The sequence below is a fragment of the Flavobacterium bizetiae genome (genome assembly GCF_024271895.1).
Taxonomy (GTDB): Bacteria; Bacteroidota; Bacteroidia; order Flavobacteriales; family Flavobacteriaceae; genus Flavobacterium; species Flavobacterium bizetiae.
On the sequence record NZ_CP091861.1, the window covers coordinates 182,927 to 202,156 of the forward strand.

Sequence of the window (19,230 nt, forward strand, 5' to 3'; positions counted from 1 at the left end):
AAAACTAAAAAGGAAATACTTATAAAGTCACAAATTTTACTCCCAGACTAAACCATCTCGAAGGAAGCGGCACTGCTCCTACCTCATAATAAGTGGCATTGAAAATATTTTGCGCATCAACATATATAGTCACTTTTTTGATAGATTGACTTACTCTAAAATCGTTTACCCAATATGATGGTCCGGTTACTCTTTGACTGAAACGAGTCGCGAATAAAGCGGTGAAATTTTTATGTTGAAAATCTATGGTGTTGGTTACCTGATGTTCTAAAGATGAAACTAAATATTTAGCATAAACAGTCGAAATTACATCCTGAAATTTAAAATCCAGATAAGAATAGGCCAGATTAATATTCAACTTAGATTCGTTAGAAAAATTCACTCTGTAGTTGGTACGTAAATTAAAACCATTAGTATTCAGGTTTCCGTAATTGTTACTTTGCCAAGGTTCTGTAGTTACATTTCTTGTCCAGTCTATAAAATTGCTGATCTTTCTAAAGAAATAATTGGCATTAAAACTAAAATCTCTTTTGATGTATTTAAATCCAATTTCGCTCTGAAAAGCATTTTCGGTTTCTAAATTAGGATTTCCGATATTTCCCGGACGCTGGTTGAGGTATAAATCTGTAAACGAAGGAATACGCTGACTTGTACCAATATTTCCAATGATTTTAAAAGCATCTGTAATCGCATAACTAGCATCTAATCCCGGATATGCCTGCCATTTATAATCTGAATTATAATTAAGGTAAGTTCCAAAATTTACATCCAATTTTTCGATGAAAGTCGTTCTGTATTGCAAATAAATCCCAAAATTATCGCGATTATGATCACCAATATTAGACGAGCTGATATCTTCGCTTCGTACTTCGGCTCCAAAACCTAATTCTCCCGTTTCCATTTTATAGGTCGTATTCACTTCTGCCGCTACTGAATTACTATAATGCTGACTTCTTCCTGCTTTAAGATTAGCAATTCCGTAATAACGGTAATCATCATAATTGTATCTGTAACTTACTCGAGGCATCAAAGTCCATTTTTCAGACAATTGATGTTTCGATTGTATAGACGCAAAAGTTGTCTGTACAACTTCGCTAGAATTTTTATCACCCGGAGCCGCGTAAAAACCGTTTGCACCAAATCCGTTATTGATATACCCGAAAGAAGTTAAAATTTCGTTGGCATTGTTCAACTGATAATTACCCTGATAAAATATTTTATTATTTTCGAAAGCCGTATTGTAGCGGTATCCGTTGCTTTTATCGTGAGATGCAAAAAGCGAATGTTGTTGTTTTTCTTTGCTTAAAACTCCACCAACCTGAATTCCGGTTCCGTAAAAAGTATCGCCTGTATTCTGCGTATCTTTTTCAAAATTCGAACCCGCATAAGAATTGACTAAAAATCCGGATTGCGTTGGTTTTTTGGTAATAATATTAATCGCTCCCGTTAAACTATTTACACCATAAGTAAGCGCCGCTGGTCCGCGAATAATTTCGATTCTCTCGATTACCTCAACCGGAATAGGCAGGTTTAGCATATTGTGCGCGGTTTGAGAATCGATTATTTTGGTTCCGTTTAAAAGAACAACCGTTTGTTCGAAACTTCCACCATCAACACTTACATCAGCCTGACTTCCAAAAGGGCCTCTTTGTCTTAAATCAACACCGTTTGCATATTGTAAAATTTCCTGAACAGATCGTCCCGGTAATTTTGCAATTGTGGCCTGATCTATTACATAAACGTTTCTGTTTTTCTTAGATATTGGTGTACTAAACCTATTTTCATGAATAATTACTTCATCAATATTAATGGTATCTTTTTGCACCTGAGCTTGTAAACTAACACTTAATAGAGTCAGTGCAGCAAAATAAAGTTTTGTCATTTGTTTTAATTTTTTGCAAAAGTAGTATCTTGCCGTACTACTAATGTATACCAGTTTTACAAAAATGGATAGTCCGGTTCAAATTCCCTTTAAAAGTTTCATTCAGCTTAAGCCTGAAGAAACTACCGCTTTGTATCTGCAAATTGTTTTTGAGTTTATCAAAGCGATACAAATAGGCTTACTTCCTGAGGGTACAAAACTTCCGGGAACCCGCATATTATGCAAGGTGTTAGAAGTTAATCGCAATACATTAATCAAAGCTTTTCAGGATTTGGAGTTACAAGGCTGGATCGAAATTTTACCCAATAAGGGAACGTTTATTTTATCTGAAAAACAACAAAAAAACAAAGCCGATTTTACTTCTGATGAAAGCAAAAATGTTCAGAAAACAAACGAAGGTTTTACTTTTAAGCGTTCTACTATTTTAGAAAATCCAAAAGAAACAAGCGATTTACCGTATCAGTTTAATGATGGTTTGCCTGATTTGCGATTGGTACAAAGTGATGTTCTGGCGAGATTATATGTTTCTAAATTAAAAAACCAAAAAACAACCAAAACCTGGGAACAGGTTCAGGCGCAATCGCATTTGAATTTTAAAACCCAATTTTCTAATTTTTTAAACTTAACGAGAGGCATTCGTATTTCGACCTCTAATTTACTTACTACAAACAGTCACGAAATTAGTTTGTATCTGGTTACCAAACTGCTTATTTCTCCGGGTGACAAAGTTGTGGTGGCTTCTCCCGGATATTATATTTCTAATATGACATTGTCTGATAGTGGTGCACAAATTATTACAATTCCGGTTGATAAAGACGGCATAATTACAGAACAACTGAAACAAATTTGCGACGAACATCAAATTAGGATTTTGTATTTAACTTCAAATTATCATTATCCCACAACCACTTCCTTAAGTGCAAAAAGACGAATGGAGGTTTTGGAACTGGCCAATCGCTACGGATTTGTAATTATAGAAGACGATTATGATTTTGATTTTCACTATGATAATAATCCCGTTTTGCCCCTCGCCGCTTTAGATTCAAACGAAAGAGTGGTTTATATTGGGTCTTTTGGGAGATCTTTGCCGGCAGGTTTTGGTTACGGATTTATTGCTGCTCCGGCAGATTTTATAAAAGAACTCGAAAAACATCAAAATATTCTCGAACCGGGAATCGATGTGATCAAAGAACAGGTTTTAACCGATTGGATCAAGGAAGGCGAAGTGCATCGCCTTTCGAAAAAAAACAAAAAAATCTACAAAGAACGCCGGGATTATTTTGTTTCATTACTGAGGAAAAAGCTAGAAGGAAAAATAAAATTCCAGGTTCCGCTTCGGGGTTTGGCGATTTGGGTAGAATGGCTGGATGATTTTAATTTGATAAAATTGCAGAAACAATGTGCCATAAATGGATTATTTTTGCCCAAAACAGTTTTATATCAAACCAAAAATCTTACGGCAACGCGTTTAGGTTTTGGACATTTTGATTCATCTGAAATGGAAAATGCAGTTACTATTTTACGACAGTCTCTTGATGCTATTTTATAAATCTAAGTGTTAGATATTTTTCAAGCAGATTTGGCAGATTTGGCAGATTTTTTTTATAAGCCTTTAATTCTATCTAACTCTTTTTTAAGTTCTATTTTTATAACTTAAACTGTTAGTGAGAAACTTTGCGACTCCGCGTCTCTATGTGCAAATTTCTCGCTGTTGAGAGAAACCTTTATAATTTAATCTCGTAAAGACGCAGAGTCGCAAAGTTTTTTAAGTAGATTCTTTTTAAGCTAGTAACTCTTTGTCAAAGTCGCAAAAATACTTTCTTAACTCGAGACTGAAAATCGAACAGACGAAGTAAATCTGTAGCTTGATTTAAAACATTTTAAAATAAAAACATAACATGGAAATAGAGCAAATTCTTGACCTGATATATCCCCTTCCGGAACTTTCAAAACTAAAACTTCAAAATTGTGCGAAAGAAGTCCGTTTCTCTAAAGGCCATATTTTATTGCGGGCTGATAAAATTGAAACTACAATTTATTTTATTCGAAAAGGAATTGCAAGAGCGTACGCCAATCGCGATGATAATGAGGTTACTTTTTGGTTTGGAAAAGAAGGAGACACAGTTTTATCGATGAAGAGTTATGTGGCACATCAGAAAGGTTATGAAGATATCGAACTTCTCGAAGATTGTGATTTATATGAACTAAAAGCTGAAAAGCTGCAAAAACTCTTTGAAGAAGATATACATATTGCCAATTGGGGACGAAAGTTTGCCGAAAAAGAATTGGTAAAAACCGAAGAACGCTTAATTTCAAGACAATTTCGTACTGCTACAGAACGCTATAAAGAACTTCTTAAAAATTATCCGCATTTAATTCAGCGTGTTCAACTGGGACATATTGCTTCTTATTTAGGAATATCTCAGGTGAGTCTGAGCAGAATCCGTGCTGAAATAAAATAGTTTCATTTTTTAACAAATGTAAAATTCCGGGCGAATTCCTTTTTTAACCTTTGCAAAAAAAAAGATATGAACTGGATTATTTTAATTATTGCCGGCTTATTTGAAGTGGGCTTTACACTGTGTTTAGGAAAAGCAAAAGAAACAACCGGAAACGAAATGTACATGTGGTACACCGGATTTTTAATATCCCTTATCGTGAGTATGGGACTTTTAATGAAAGCAACACAAGCTTTACCAATAGGAACCGCATATGCCGTATGGACAGGTATTGGAGCGGTTGGAACGGTTTTAATTGGAATTTTAATTTTTAAAGATCCTGCTAATTTCTGGCGCCTATTTTTTATTACAACTCTTATTGGTTCGATCATAGGCTTAAAAGCGGTATCGCACTAAAAACATAGTATTCGATATTCAAGACAAGCGGGTTAGTACAAACTAATCCGCTTTTTTTTGTTTAAAATTTACATCTCGACTTCAAAATCAGGTATTTCTACGTAGTGTTATAAATGTTAAAAAAACGAATTTTGTTAGCAGAATGTGAGAAACCGTAAATTATTCTCAGTAAACGATTATAAATTAGCAAAACATTCTATTAAAATTCATAAAAGTAATTCTTTATACATTTTAAACCTGAAAAAATCAAACCATGAAAAACCTTTGGTGTTGGCGTTGTAAAATGGAAGTTCCTATGCTTGATGAGGAGGAATATAAAATAGCCTCTAAATTGTATCGTGAAGGTTTTAAAACCGGAAAATGCAGCATGACAAGAAAGAAACGCTTTAAGGATTTACTTGATTATTATAAGGATTTGACAGGATTTGAAGAGAACAATCCTAACGCAATTATGCATCATCGTATCGATTTATACGGTTCTGCATGCGAGAATTGTTCTAAACCTTACAGAACACCCAAAGCTTCTTTTTGCGCGGCATGCGGGAATAAAAGAGCCAATACAATTATCAATTATACCGAAACGCTACAAGAAGCAGCACCAAAATGGTGGCAGAAATTTTTGGTTTTGAATAGGGCGGAATAGCTGTTTTTTATTTATTTTTATAAAAATCATTAAGCTATGAAGATCAACTATAAAATTCAATTTGCTTTATTTATCATTTGTATTTTTTTTATTGTTTTAGGAATATTCGAGATATCCAATACTGGACTTAAAACCGGATCTGATCTTTTCTGGCAACTTTCTGCTTTTGTTCCGTTTGTATTTTCTTCGATTGTGTTTGGAATGAATTTATATTCAAAACGAATTAAAAACTAAATAATCTACTTTCTTGTTTTAAGGATTTTACTCTTCATTTAAATAAAGTAAAACGCCATTTCCTCTTGTTTGCGAAGCTGCACTTGGGGATTGCTCGCTCATGTCCTTATTCTTCGAAATGAACAAACTATACGAAAATATTATTATGAAAATGAGTGTCCTAGCCCCGATAGAAGTGGAAATCCTTTTGTGGCGGTGTTCGCCACAAAAGATTGGAACGGATAGCGGGATTAGCTCCTAAAAAAAAGTTTTATCATAAAAATCACAAAGACAAGATCGGGCTCATAATGAGGAATGGATTATTTCTTCAATATCAAAAATGCGTTAAAAAACTTTTCGGATAGCAGTTTTTCGACAATAAAAAATACTTTTGTGAGATAGGAAACCAAAGACTTATCAGCAACCCCAAACACAATAGTATGGATTACGAAAAATTCATCTTCTGCCTCGAAGGTGTTCCAGACGTAGACGACGACAAAGCGACTCTAGTAGTAAAAAACCTGGAAGAAATTGCTATTGATCAGGGTATTGCAAGTATTTATAAAACCTGCGATACGATTGAAGGTCTTGAAGAAAGTTTGAATGTATTACTTTATGAAGATCATAATTTTAAGGATTATGAAATTATTTATTTGGTAATGCCGGGCGAAGCCAATAACATTTGCCTTCACGATTATTATTACAGCCTTGAAGAAATAGCCGAACTTTTTGAAGGCAAAATGAAAGGTAAAATCATTCATTTTGCCAACCTGAAAGTATTGGATTTAAACGATGAAGAGGCTCAATATTTTCTTGACATAACCGGCGCACGCGCTATTTCGGGTTACGGATCTACTTATAATAAAATTGCAAGTTGCAGTACCATCGACAAAGCATTTTTTAGCCTTTATCAGGATAATGATGACATTACCGAAGTGGTCGAAGAATTGTATCAAAAACATTATGCTTTGTGCAAATTGCTCGATTTTAGATTGTATTATTAGACCATGAAAAGTAAAACAAATGAAAAGGTAAAAACATATAGTCCTCAGGGATTTCGGGAGAAGTTTCTGGGAGAGGACAATCCTATTCATTTGCTTTTTAAATCAAATTCTGATCATTTTTTCTGTCTCGAAATAGGAGAAATGATGCAGATGCAATATCCGGTTCCGCCTTCTAAACATTCTTGCCATACCTTAATTTTTGTTTCCTCAGGTCAGCATGTTATGAAGTTGGGCTATCAGGAATATATCACAACCGATAACGAAATTATTGTGGTGCCGGCTGGCCAGATTTTCTCGCTTGACAATATCAATAACATACACAAAGGTTTTATATGCCAGTTTCATCCTGATATTTTAATTAGAAAATATGGGAGCCGAGAAATGCTTAATGAATTTGATTTCATGAAAATTTCCGGCAATCCAAAAATAACTTTAGATCAAAAAGATGTTCCTGACATTACAGCCATTTTAAACCGACTTCAAAAAGAATATTCTGAAACTTCGAATGCGAATCTCAATATCGTTCAATCGTATTTGATTACGTTGTTTTATGAAATGAATAAAAATTCGGTTAAAAGTTCTAAAAGTATTTCGGCTGCTGAGGTGATTACCAATAAGTTTAAAGAGCTCATTTATACGAATATCAAAACACACCATCAGGTTAATTATTATGCTTCTTTACTCAATGTTACTCCCAATCATTTAAACAAATCTGTAAAATCTGTAACCGGCAAATCGGCCGCCAAATGGATTGAAGAAACCATATTGCTTGAGGCCAAATATCTACTGTATCAAACTACACTTTCTGTAAGTGAAATCGCAATGCAAGTAGGTCATGAGGATCATTCTTACTTTAGCAGATTCTTTAAAAAACACGAAGGAATTACTCCTGTCCAGTATCGAAAATTGATTGATAAGTCCTAATTATTGCTTGCAGAATCCTATCAAATCGGAAACCATTTATTGAAATTTGCCAAGTAAAAAAAAGCGAATTATGATTTATGTTTTTAAAACTTCTGTCGATACAAATTCGAAGTTAGAATTTGCAAATGCCTTACTTTCTGAACTGATTCCGAATTCTGTATGGAATTTTGATTTGGAAGATTGTGATAACATTTTAAGAATTGACAGCGAAGAAGAAATAAACGAAATAGCGCTGAAAAACGATATTTTCGATTGTATCGAATTAGAATAAATTCATTTTACAAATATTTCTTTTTAAACCTCAACTTAACAATATGGAAGCTGCATTGCACCAGAACAAAACATTTGACACTATTGATTATTCTGATCAGAAATTATCTGATAACGAATTTGTAAACTGCGAGTTTATCAATTGCAACTTTTCTAAAAGCGATTTTAGTTATATCGATTTTCTGGATTGTACTTTTAAGAATTGTAATCTCTCCCTTTCTGTTCTTAGAAATACAGGATTAAAGAATATTAAATTTATAGGCTGTAAATTGATGGGACTTGATTTTAGTGCCAGCAACAGCTTTTTATTTTCGATGTCTTTTCAGGATTGCCTTCTTGATTATTCTACTTTTATTTATAAAAAATTAAAGAAAACCAACTTCATCGATTGTTCCCTCAAAGATGTCGATTTCTCGAATACGGATTTGTCTTTGTCTGTTTTTAAAAATTGCGATCTTGCCAATGCCACTTTTCAGGATTGTATTTTAGAAAAAACTGATTTCAGATCTTCACGAAATTATACTTTTGATCCGGCCGAAAATAAAATCAAAAGAACCAAAGTTTCTCATGCTGCTCTTGCAGGATTATTAGAAAAATTTGATTTGGATATTGAGTAGGTTTTAAAGTTTTCAGTCGCAGTTTTTAGTCTCAGCTTTTTTATCTTGACTTTAAAACAAAAAGGGATGTAGTTTTTAGACTACATCCCTTTTTTCTAACTAATACTTAAAAAACGAACTATTTTATCCAACGCGGGTCACCAACCCCATTGTCTTTTAAAGTTTGATTATTGATTGTAAAATCACCTCCTGCAGCATTTCCAAATTGAGGGTTTAATGCTGTTCCGGTTGCATCGGGTCTATTATTTCCAATTGCGTTAACATTACCATTTAAATTTGGTGTATTGAAATAATTATTACCTGAGAATGTCGGATTCGCAGTAACATTTTCTCTTGTATATGGTGCAAGCGTGTTTGCAAACAATGTGTTTTTAATAATTATTGCATTACTAGCAAAACGAATATATAAAATTGAATTTGCATTCGTAGCCACCATGTTTGGATTAGATATAGTACAGCTATCAATTAATATGTTGTTAGTTACACCAGTAAGACCTGCATCCATACGAATAAAATATCTTGCTGTTGCGCAGTTATTAAAAGTACTGTTTTTAAGAGTAAGCTGTCCAAGATATGAACCTCTTAAATCTATAAATTCTCCACCAACTGTTAATACATTTGTAACAACAGTATTATCTACTATTATAGAAGTGATTCTCGCTGCGCTTAAATTTGCACTTATTAATGACACTCCATAATCATGTATGTTACAACCGCTTATTAAAACAGAACCATAAGTAACATTGTTGTCGTTAAATTTTATAACTGAAACTCCGCCAGATCCTTTATCGCCTTTTAAATCCAGATCTATCAAACTCAAGTTAGCTGCCCCATTTGATAATGCAAAATTCACATGAAGTTTTGGTCTGTCAAAACTACGAAGTCCTCTTAATGTAATTGATTTATTTAAAGTAATCGCTCCTATTTGATTGTCCGCCAAATAATCACCAGGCTCTAAAACTAATACAGATCCTGATGCTGCATCGGCAATTTTTTGCATTAAATCATCAGTACTTCTAACCAAAATACCAGTTCCTATATCTATTCCGGTAGTAAAAGCTTTGTCACCTCTTTTCTTCGTTCCATTAAACAAAGTAGCTGTATAAGCAGTTTCACTTGTTAATCCTGTAATAACAGCAATACCGTTAGCTTTTTCTTCAGGAGTAATAGTATGTGTAATATTTCCAGGACTCAATACAATTTGAGTAACATTGCTATTAGCTGGCCATCTTAAAGTCACCTGCTTTGCATCAATATCTCCATCTACAGAAGCAAGATAAAGTTGCTCCGTTAATGTTGTAGCCGTTGTAACAGACCATTTAGAATCATCTAATCCAGTTGCGCTTACTGCTTTTACTCTGATCGAATAAACGGTTTCTCCTTCTAACTGCACTTGTATAGGAAGTTCTTTAGGTGCTACTTTAACCGTTTTATAGATTGTTTTAAAATCAGGATCATCTGCACTAAACTCTACCACATAATAATTGGCCACTTCCTCGTCTTTTACAGTCCAATTTAATTCGACTGTGGTCTGATTTCTAATTCTTGTAGTTAACCCTATTGGAGAAAATTCTCTGCTTGCTCCTATATCGTCTACTACTGCTTCATTGTAACTTTCACAGCCGGAAAAAACAAGCAACATTACCAATGTGGCCAGTAATCCTTTTAATATATATTTTGTCTTCATAATAAGTTATACTATCGTTAATATTTGATTTGCGAAACGCTACACTCTAATAATTGACTAATTGTCCGTTACTAGTATTGATAAGTGATTCCCATATTGGCCAATATTGTTTTGTATCAGGATTAACGCCTAATTTATAAAGTGAATTTATCTTATCATCTTTCAAAACATTCCATGCACTTGCTCCTTTACTATCAACAAAAAGAGTATAACCAGCACCAGGATTTTGAGTTTCTCCTTTATTTAAACCATACACAATTAGTGTTTCATTATCTTCTTTATACTTATAATATAAATCAGTTGGTACAGTGGCATATTCTCCGCTACGTCGCTGTAAGTTGAACATTTTTTCTTTCGCCAGATCCAAATTCGTTTTCAGTAAATTCCAACGGATAAGTTGTTGTTTACGCTCCATTTCTCCTGTAAGCTCATATTTATTTTCATCAACAATCGCCTGAAACATTGCTTCTTTGCCACTAAAGGCATCTACATAAGCATCTACTTTTTGAAGCTGATCAGCAGCAGCAAATGCTCTTCTTCGTACTTCTTTTAAATATGGAGCAGCGGCACCCGGTCCTTCTAATTCATTTGCTGCTTCAGCCGCAATTAAAAGTACCTCGGCATAACGCATATACACTTTGTTTATACCATCATCATCTTTATTATTAAGAATACGGTTCATCCACTCAATACGATATTTCCCAAAATACCATTTGTTTATAACACCTAACTCTTGCTGCGCTTTTCCATTTACCGCTTTACCGTATGCGTAAGGAACACAAGTAACATCTCTACGTGTATCTTTTACATCATAGTCATAAAAAACAGTTGGCAATGGCCCTGCAGAACCTCCTATGCTCGTTCCGCCAGTTTGATATTGATCTATAGCATTATGAAGAACAGCAAAACTAATTAACATTTTACCTCTACCGGCACCAAATGGTATCTCCCAAAGAGATTCTCCTCCAGCACTTAAAACTTCTTTATTTACGTTTTTCCAAAGAGTTTCGAAAGAAGGATTTAGACTTGCCTTACCACTTGCAATTACAGAACGGGTTTCATCAAGTGCCAGTCTGTACATATTCGCTACCGAAAGATCCGGATCAGTACTTCTTCTTACACCATCTTTGTATTGTTGATATCCGCTTGCAGCCAAAGCCAAACGCGCGCGAAGTCCTTTTACAAAAGCTTTATTAATTCCTTCTACTGTACTTGTAGCTGTACTTTCGTTAGGCCAAGGTACCAGGTTTGCTGCCTCTCCTAAATCTGCAATAATTTGTTTGTAAATTACATCACGGTTTGTTCTTGGCAAGTATAGTGTTTGTGAATTAACCGGCTCAAAACGAGCTGGCACATCACCATGTTGTTTGATTAAATCAGAATAAAAAATCGCTCTTAAAGTTAAAGCTTCTCCTAAAAGATAGCCCAATTCAGAACCGGCTACAGGATTACCGTAAGTGCGTAAACCACGAATACAAAGATTCGCACGCTCGATTCCTCTGTACATTGATGTCCACGGATTACCTCCACCTCCACCTGAGGTCTCGATAAGATCCATTTGGCTGTTATTGGATTTTGCATCATAATTGGTCAAATCAGGCTTGTCATTAGACGTAGTTTCACCTGAGTTATACCATTCTGTATCTGTATTTAATCCATAAAAAGGTAAAAAACGTCCTCTGTATGAATTTGTATCTCCAAATGTGATTTTAATTCCATTAACGGCATCTTTGGCTAATCCGGGGGTCGAAAAAATTAATGCTTCGTCTAATGTCGATTGAGCCGGAGCGTCTAAATAATCTTCCTGGCAAGAACTAAAAAGTCCTGCTATTATTAATCCTGCTATTATTATTTTATGTTTCATCTTGATGCGTTTTAAATTAAAAATTAAGGTTTAAACCAAAAACAAATTGTCTGCTACGCGGGTATGCTGAGTAATCTACACCCGGAGTAAGTGGCGTCGCTCTCTTTGTTGAAACCTCAGGATCAGGACCAGAATAATTAGTAATAATAAAAACATTACTTGCAGTACCATAAAATCTCAATTTAGAAATCCCCAATGCAGAAGTAAGCGATTTTGGAGTAGTATATCCTAAAGTCAGGGTATTCAATCTTAAAAATGATCCGTCTTCCATTGCCCAGTCACTGATAACAAAGTTTCTCATGTATGGAGACCACATTGTTGTATTTGCATTTAGAGCAGTTAAAGTTGCAGGATCTGTCACTAACTGACCTGATGCATCAATATTAGTCCATCTCTGACCGTCGGCCATTTCAGAACTTAAATTTCTATATTGTCCGTTGTTTGGGTTAGAAGTTGTAAACTCCACTTTATTCGCATTGTAAATATCATTACCAACACTAAAATTGAAAGCTGCAGATAAATCAAAACCATACGCATTAGCATTTAATACAAAACCTCCTGTATATTTTGGATTTGAATTTCCAATTACTGTCTGATCTTTACTATCTACTACGCCATCACCATTTAAATCTTTTAGTTTCATATAACCAGGCTGTACTGCTCCAACCACTGTTGATGCATTTGCAACACCCGTTTTCAGAACATATTTACCGCCAACATAGTCAAAGTCTGAAACTTCATAACGTCCATCACTCTTATAACCATACATCATACCTATTGGTGATCCTACAGCTACAGAATAATCGTTTCCTAATCCTGAAGTCCATGCAGTAGCAGCACCAAAGTCACTCATACTACCCAGAGAATTAATACGATTTTTATTTACTCCTAAATTGAATGAAAAATTCAATCCATAATCTGCTTTTTGAATGGCTACCAAATTCAAAGTAGCTTCGAAACCAGTATTCTGAGTTTCTCCCATATTTCTATATTGAGTAGAATAACCCGTTCCGCTTACCGGGAAGTTGATCAAAAGATCCTGAGTTACATTTTTATAAAGTTCAAAAGAACCGTAGATACGACCTTTTAGAAAATCAAAATCTAAACCTAAGTTTTGTGTAACAGTAGTTTCCCACTTTAAATCAGGATTTGCCAATACTACAGATGGTGCCCAATAGTTACCTGAATTATTGATCCATGTACTATTATTAGCATTATAACTTTGAATCGTCTGACCTGTTGGAATGTTATTATTTCCTGATTCTCCATAACTCAACCTCAATTTAAGAGCATTTATCCATGAAATTTCTTTCATGAAACTTTCTTCTGAAATTTTCCATGCTACTGCTGCTGCCGGAAAAAATCCCCATTTATTGCTTCCTAAGAATTTACTTGAACCGTCTGCACGATAAGTAGCTGTAAAAAGGTAACGGTCTTTATAATCATAATTTACACGTCCGAAGAAAGAAAGCAATTTATCGTCTGGAAAATAAAAGTTATCTACAATACGAGGTGATCCTTGTGAAGTAAGATGTATCGATTGATTTAAATCAAAGAAGTTTGGCAAACCTTCGATTGTAGAAGACACATCAGTTCTGCGATAATCAATTGATTCTTCTCCAACAAGCACTTTTAGACTATGATTTTTTCCCATAAATTTCTTCAAATCATAATTCAGTGTATTAGCATTTCTAAAACGGTAATCTTTACGATCCAACATCAATAGCGATGGCATACCTCTGTGTTCTAAAGTAGGAGTGTTTCTCGCATAAAAAGTAGAGCGCCCGTAAAAACGATAATCCAGATAATTATAATTATCTAATCCTAGTTCTGTTTTAAATGCAAGTCCGTCTGCCAGTTTCCATGAAAAACTTCCCAACATATTGAAATTTTTTCTCAACTGCTGACGGTCTGTATCTGCCACAGCAACAAACGGATAAACCAAATATCCTGAACTTGCTTCATCTGTATCGTCTGTAGTTAAACCTGGCATTGGTATTGGCGCATATCCTACAACGTGCTTCATACGTGAATCAGCAGGATTTTCTTTTTGTTCGTTACTTCCACCACCATTTATCTCGGTATCAGAATAACGCATAGTAAACGTAAGATCTATTTTATTAGTTGCTTTACTATTTAAGGAAAGCGATAAATTGTTTCTTTTAAAATCAGAACCTACCATGATCGCTTTTTCATCATAGTGAGCATAATTAAAATTGTAATTAATTTTATCTGATCCGCCACGAATTCCTAAATCACGACTCTGAACTTCTCCTGTACGACCGTAAATTTGTTTTTGCCAATTAGTACCTTTAACACCCTGATACATATCACGATCCTGCCAATTACCAAAATACTGTTCGTAAGAATCGGTTTTTCCTTTTGCTAAAAGAGCATATTCATATTGCCATTTTACAAAATCATCAGGCTGTAAAACATCGATCTGATTGACCATGTTTTTCATACCATAAAACATATTAAAATTCACGGCTATTTTTCCGTCTTTACCTTTTTTAGTGGTTACGATAATAACTCCATTCGCACCTCTTGACCCGTAAATTGCAGTCGAAGAAGCATCTTTCAGCACCGTCATATTTTCGATATCTGATGAAGAAATATCATTTAAACTATTAACCGGAAAACCATCAACTATAATTAAAGGAGAGCTGTCTTGTGTTAATGATCCACCGCCACGAACTCTAATTTTAATGTCTGAATCCGGAGACCCTTCTGAAGAAGTTACACTCACACCTGCGATACGCCCCGTTAAGGCTTCAGCCACACTGGCAACCGGAACCTTTTTTAAATCGCTACCAGACATCGTAGAAACTGCTCCGGTTAAATCCGATTTTTTTACTGTTCCGTATCCCACAACAACAACTTCATTTAGTTCATTAGCGTCTTCTGCTAATACAACATCTATTTTCGTTTTTCCTGCAGCAGCAACTTCTTTGGTTTTAAAACCTAAAAAAGAATACGTAAGGATAGCTTTAGGATTTGAAAGTTTTATTTTATAATGCCCGTCAAAATCGGTAGAGACACCATTTTTTGTTCCTTTTTCTAATACATTAACGCCGGGTAAAGTTAATCCTGCAGCATCTACTACCGTTCCTTCAAGTATTACAGTCTGAGCATTCATTCGATTGCCCGTCAGTAAACACAATAAGAAAACAACTGCAAAGCAACAATTGGTTCCTTTGTTAAATAAATCTTTAAAATTCATGGTTGATTGTTTAAGTTATTAATAGTTTATTGTTTTAAGTGGTTTTTTAAGGTTTACTCTTTCTTATTTTTTATTGATCAAAAATGATCTTAAGTCTGGCATTACGTCTGTTTAATTCAATAAAAAGACTGTGGTTTTTAATGCTGCAATAAAAAGTTGTAATCGATTACACAAACATAAATATTTTTTTAATATAAAAAGTTAAAATTCATAATAATTTCCTAAAAAAAATATTACATTAAAAATAAAAGTGCTTTTTTATACGACTAATGTAATTTTAAGTTCATATAAATATGAATTATATTATCTATTTTTAGAAATTTATTGAGATTTTACAGAAAAAACAATCGATTACATGACGAAACATTGCATAATTATTAATGATCAAATCAAGTCTGTAATTATTTTTGAAAAAGTGTGAAGAAGAAGTGAGAAAAAGCATTGCAGATCAGTTTATAAAAGTCTGTGACAATACCAAAGAAGAAGAGGAATAACAAACGAAAGAAGTGATTCATTTACTAGCACAAAAAAAGCCCTTAAACTAAATTGTTTAAGGGCTGACTTTTTTTAAGAGAATTATATTTTTTTAAGCACGCTGCAATTGCAAGTTACTTTTATGTTTTTGCATTAATACAAAAGTAATGACCATACCAATAACCGCCATACCTACACCAATAAGATTAGGCGAAGCATAACTATATCCTGCTGCCAAAGGTAAACCTCCTAAGAAAGCGCCTAAAGCATTCCCGATATTAAAACTTCCCTGAAGTGCTGCCGAAGCAATCATCTCAGCATCTTTCGCCGTTTTAATCATTAACATTTGAATTGGAGCAATAACCGAAAAAGAAATAGCACCCGTTAAAAAAGTAAGGAATAGAGAAATATATTGATTGGAAGAAAATAGGTAAACCAAAATTAAATCGATTGACATTACAAATAACAAGGCCAATACTGTTGGTGCAGGTGAATATTTATCGGCCAGTTTACCGCCTAAAAAGTTACCCACCACCATACCTAAACCGGCAAGAATAAGGATATACGAAACATCTTCGGCCGAGAATTTAGACACATTAATTAATAAAGGTGCGATATAACTGATCCAGGCAAACAACCCTCCAAATCCAATTGCGGTAATACCGATAATCAGCCAGGCTTCTGTTTTCTTAAAGAAAAGCAATTGTGTTTTCATATTTACATTTCCGCTTTTCTCCAGATTTGGCATCCATAAAGAAATAAATAAAAAGGTAAGTAAGCCAACAGCGCCAATTAATACAAAAGTATAACGCCATATAAAGTGATGTCCAATATAAGTTCCGATAGGCACACCAATTAAGTTCGCCAAAGTTAAACCTGAAAACATAATGGCAATGGCTTGCGCTTCTTTGCCTTTATCTGCCAGACGACTTGCTACAACTGCTCCAACTCCAAAAAAGGCTCCGTGTGGCAATCCGGAAAGAAATCGGGATGCAAATAAAAAGTTATAGGTAGGCGCAATAATCGAAAGCGCATTAAAAACAGTTAACATCAATGCTAAAATTAAAAGCATTTTTTTGGGCGGAAAGTTTCTTCCAAGAATTACTAATAATGGAGCTCCAATAACAACTCCAAGTGCATAAGCTGAAATTAAATATCCGGCAACCGGAATCGTAACTTTCATATCTGAGGCAATATCTGGCAACAAACCCATCATAACAAACTCGGTAATACCGATTGTTAATCCTCCTAATGAGAGTGCAATAAGACTTTTTTTCATTTGTTTTATAAGAAAGGAATAGATTTTCTATGGTGCAAATTTAACACCGTTAAACATAAAATTAGTTGTACATTTGCGATATAAACTTGTAAATTTATGTTATGCCGAAATTAAATCAATTCAAAACGCTCGCTATTGACGAATTCGAAGATGAGAAATTTCACCTTACGCCGCATACGCATACCTACTACGAAATCATATATATAAAGAAAGGAAACGGTATTCATCATCTCAACAACAACCTCCTTCCTTATAAAACGGGTGATTTATTTGTGATTTCACCTGAAGATGAACACTATTTTGACATCAAAAAAAGTACTCGTTTTTTCTATATTAAATTTACCGATAGTTATTTTAACTCTAAACAAAACCTTACCTGCGACGAATTTTTAATTCACACTCCGGAAAGTTTCATGCGGGATAAAACCTTAAAAGAAACAGTCTTAAAATTAGATGATCCCTGCAAAACAATATTAAAAAATACGATAGAAAATATTGCAGCGTATAATTGTAAAACTGATGTTTCGACCTCGCCTATTGTATTTTATCAGATTCTGTCGATTTTTGGATTAATCAAAGAAACCATGCGCGGACAAAATCTTGTCGTGAAAGGAAATTCGATTGATAACGAACAAATTACTTCTTATATTCATCAGAATATTTATCAGCCAAAATTAGTTCAGATAAAAGTAATCGCCAATCATTTTAATATTGCCGAAACCTATTTTAGCGCTTATTTCAAGAGAACATTCTCTATTAGTTATCGCGAGTATATTCATAATTTAAGAACCACTTTAATCGAGAAACGAATTCACAACAATCAATTACCGATTAAACAAATAGCCTATGAATTTGGTTTTACGGATGAAAGCCATTTGTCGAACTATTTTAAAAAGAGAAAAAATATGAAACCTACCGATTTTAAGAAAACTTAAAATTGGAAATTCGTTACGCTTAATTTTTTAAACACATAGAAACATAGCTTTATACGCTCAAAAAAAGCGTTTCACTTATTAGAAACACACAGAGTTAAGCTATGAGAAAGAAATGTATTTCTCTTTAATCTTCTTTTCAACATGCAAATCTATGTTTCTATGTGTTTGAGTAAAATTGTCCGAATGTTTTATTGGAAATCTTAAATATATAGTTGCTCTTAAAAAAAATATATAAATTTGTACTTTAAAAAATAATTTCCTTGACGAAAAAATTCCACATAGTGTTTCTCTTTTTAACCCTTGGCTTCTTCCTGATGTCCAATTCGGGTTATGCTTGTGGAAAGGTCGAAGAAAAAATGAATTGCGAAAAGGAAGTAACTTCAAAAAAAGAAACCGCCAATTCATGTGAGAAGGATTGTTGTAAAAAAACCGAAAAAGATAAAAAAGGCCAACATGGTTGCAGCGGAAAATGCGATCATTCAGGTTGTACTACTTCATTTCTTCAATTTAGCTTAATCACAAATGAAATAGATTTAAGCAATAATCTTTTTAATTTCTCTACAGAAAAACAAATCTCATACTATAATAACGCTAGTATTTCTGACGGTTTTACTTCTATTTGGCTTCCGCCAAAAATATAAATAATCGCATTTCTGACAGCCATAATTATTTTTAAGCCACAAAAGGCTCTAAGATATTAAGGTGCTAAGCAAAAAAATTAAACTCTGCCCGATAACTATCAGGATTGCGAGATCAAAACATCCTATAAAAAATAAATTATTTAACTTAGAGGATAAATTCACATTCTCTATCAAAATCTTATAAAAATGAAAAACACAATATCAACTATAGCAGCAGTAATAATCGTATTATTTTCTGCAAATACAATTCAGGCAACTACAATCAAAACAGAAATAACTACAATTGAAGTTGCTGATTCCAGCCAATTACAAGCTGTTTATGATGCCTATTTTACGGTAAAAGATGCTTTAATTAAAAGCGATGCGAAGTTAACTTCGGCGAAAGCCACCGATTTATTGACTGTTATTACTGCTATAAAAATGGACAAACTAAAAAGTAACGAACATACAGCCTGGATGAAAGTAGTAAAAAAATTAACTGCTGACGCCAAAAGTATTTCGACTACTTCAGATCTTAAAAAACAACGTGAAACTTTTAAATCACTTTCAAAAAATACGTACGATTTAATTAAAGTTTCAAAATCTACTGAAGTTGTGTACAAACAATATTGCCCAATGGCCGATGCTGACTGGTTAAGCAAAGAAAAAGCAGTTAAGAATCCGTATTACGGATCTTCGATGTTAACTTGCGGAAACGTGGTAGAAACCATCAAATAAAT

Annotated in this window: 17 protein-coding genes; 12 read left to right on the forward strand and 5 right to left on the reverse strand. The window is 34.0% G+C overall.

Annotated features, from left to right (window positions below; all coding sequences use genetic code 11):
• Positions 1 to 19: 19 nt before the first annotated feature.
• Entirely contained in the window at positions 20 to 1,882 is a 1,863-nt protein-coding gene (locus L0669_RS00910) for a TonB-dependent receptor plug domain-containing protein (protein ID WP_263760631.1), read from the reverse strand.
• 43 nt (positions 1,883 to 1,925) lie between these two features.
• On the opposite strand from L0669_RS00910, the gene L0669_RS00915 reads away from it, so the two are divergent.
• The 9 genes from L0669_RS00915 (at position 1,926) to L0669_RS00955 (ending at position 8,408) form a co-directional block, all read left to right on the forward strand.
• Positions 1,926 to 3,431: an aminotransferase-like domain-containing protein gene (locus tag L0669_RS00915; protein ID WP_263760633.1), complete on the forward strand. Its 1,506-nt coding sequence runs from the start codon at positions 1,926 to 1,928 to the stop codon at positions 3,429 to 3,431.
• A gap of 349 nt (positions 3,432 to 3,780) precedes the next feature.
• On the forward strand, positions 3,781 to 4,344 hold the full coding sequence (locus tag L0669_RS00920) for a Crp/Fnr family transcriptional regulator (protein WP_263760635.1): 564 nt from the start codon (positions 3,781 to 3,783) through the stop codon (positions 4,342 to 4,344).
• Positions 4,345 to 4,410: 66 nt separating this feature from the next.
• Positions 4,411 to 4,737 carry a DMT family transporter gene (locus L0669_RS00925; protein ID WP_263760637.1) on the forward strand — a complete coding sequence of 109 codons (327 nt, stop codon included), beginning with the start codon at positions 4,411 to 4,413 and terminating at the stop codon, positions 4,735 to 4,737.
• A gap of 253 nt (positions 4,738 to 4,990) precedes the next feature.
• On the forward strand, positions 4,991 to 5,380 hold the full coding sequence (locus tag L0669_RS00930; RefSeq protein WP_263760639.1) for a hypothetical protein: 390 nt from the start codon (positions 4,991 to 4,993) through the stop codon (positions 5,378 to 5,380).
• 36 nt (positions 5,381 to 5,416) lie between these two features.
• Positions 5,417 to 5,614, forward strand: a complete 198-nt coding sequence (locus L0669_RS00935) for a hypothetical protein (RefSeq protein ID WP_263760641.1) — start codon at positions 5,417 to 5,419, stop codon at positions 5,612 to 5,614.
• Between the two features lie 419 nt (positions 5,615 to 6,033).
• Complete coding sequence (locus tag L0669_RS00940) at positions 6,034 to 6,597, forward strand: DUF6642 family protein (protein ID WP_173971716.1); 564 nt, start codon at positions 6,034 to 6,036, stop codon at positions 6,595 to 6,597.
• A 3-nt stretch (positions 6,598 to 6,600) separates the two neighbouring features.
• Positions 6,601 to 7,521: an AraC family transcriptional regulator gene (locus tag L0669_RS00945; RefSeq protein ID WP_263760643.1), complete on the forward strand. Its 921-nt coding sequence runs from the start codon at positions 6,601 to 6,603 to the stop codon at positions 7,519 to 7,521.
• A gap of 70 nt (positions 7,522 to 7,591) precedes the next feature.
• Positions 7,592 to 7,792 (forward strand): hypothetical protein, encoded by a 201-nt coding sequence (locus tag L0669_RS00950; RefSeq protein ID WP_173971714.1) that lies wholly within the window; start codon positions 7,592 to 7,594, stop codon positions 7,790 to 7,792.
• Positions 7,793 to 7,835: 43 nt separating this feature from the next.
• Positions 7,836 to 8,408, forward strand: coding sequence for a pentapeptide repeat-containing protein (locus tag L0669_RS00955; RefSeq protein WP_263760645.1), 573 nt, complete (start codon positions 7,836 to 7,838; stop codon positions 8,406 to 8,408).
• A gap of 118 nt (positions 8,409 to 8,526) precedes the next feature.
• On the opposite strand, the gene L0669_RS00960 is transcribed toward L0669_RS00955, so the two are convergent.
• From L0669_RS00960 to L0669_RS00975, 4 genes are all read right to left on the reverse strand, one after another.
• A complete protein-coding gene (locus tag L0669_RS00960; RefSeq protein ID WP_263760647.1) occupies positions 8,527 to 10,095 on the reverse strand; it encodes a DUF5123 domain-containing protein in 1,569 nt (522 codons plus the stop codon).
• 46 nt (positions 10,096 to 10,141) lie between these two features.
• Positions 10,142 to 11,959, reverse strand: a complete 1,818-nt coding sequence (locus L0669_RS00965) for a RagB/SusD family nutrient uptake outer membrane protein (protein WP_263760649.1) — start codon at positions 11,957 to 11,959, stop codon at positions 10,142 to 10,144.
• A gap of 16 nt (positions 11,960 to 11,975) precedes the next feature.
• The gene (locus tag L0669_RS00970) at positions 11,976 to 15,182 is read right to left on the reverse strand and encodes a SusC/RagA family TonB-linked outer membrane protein (RefSeq protein WP_263760651.1); all 3,207 of its coding nucleotides are present in this window, start codon (positions 15,180 to 15,182) and stop codon (positions 11,976 to 11,978) included.
• A 586-nt stretch (positions 15,183 to 15,768) separates the two neighbouring features.
• On the reverse strand, positions 15,769 to 16,935 hold the full coding sequence (locus L0669_RS00975) for an MFS transporter (protein WP_173969294.1): 1,167 nt from the start codon (positions 16,933 to 16,935) through the stop codon (positions 15,769 to 15,771).
• A gap of 101 nt (positions 16,936 to 17,036) precedes the next feature.
• Here L0669_RS00975 and L0669_RS00980 point away from each other — a divergent pair, with 101 nt between their 5' ends.
• The 3 genes from L0669_RS00980 to L0669_RS00990 all read left to right on the forward strand — a co-directional run bounded on the left by L0669_RS00980 (position 17,037) and on the right by L0669_RS00990 (position 19,228).
• Positions 17,037 to 17,870 (forward strand): AraC family transcriptional regulator, encoded by an 834-nt coding sequence (locus L0669_RS00980; RefSeq protein ID WP_263760653.1) that lies wholly within the window; start codon positions 17,037 to 17,039, stop codon positions 17,868 to 17,870.
• A 356-nt stretch (positions 17,871 to 18,226) separates the two neighbouring features.
• Positions 18,227 to 18,511 (forward strand): hypothetical protein, encoded by a 285-nt coding sequence (locus tag L0669_RS00985; RefSeq protein WP_263760655.1) that lies wholly within the window; start codon positions 18,227 to 18,229, stop codon positions 18,509 to 18,511.
• Between the two features lie 186 nt (positions 18,512 to 18,697).
• Positions 18,698 to 19,228 carry a DUF3347 domain-containing protein gene (locus L0669_RS00990; RefSeq protein WP_263760657.1) on the forward strand — a complete coding sequence of 177 codons (531 nt, stop codon included), beginning with the start codon at positions 18,698 to 18,700 and terminating at the stop codon, positions 19,226 to 19,228.
• The last annotated feature ends 2 nt before the right edge of the window (positions 19,229 to 19,230 follow it).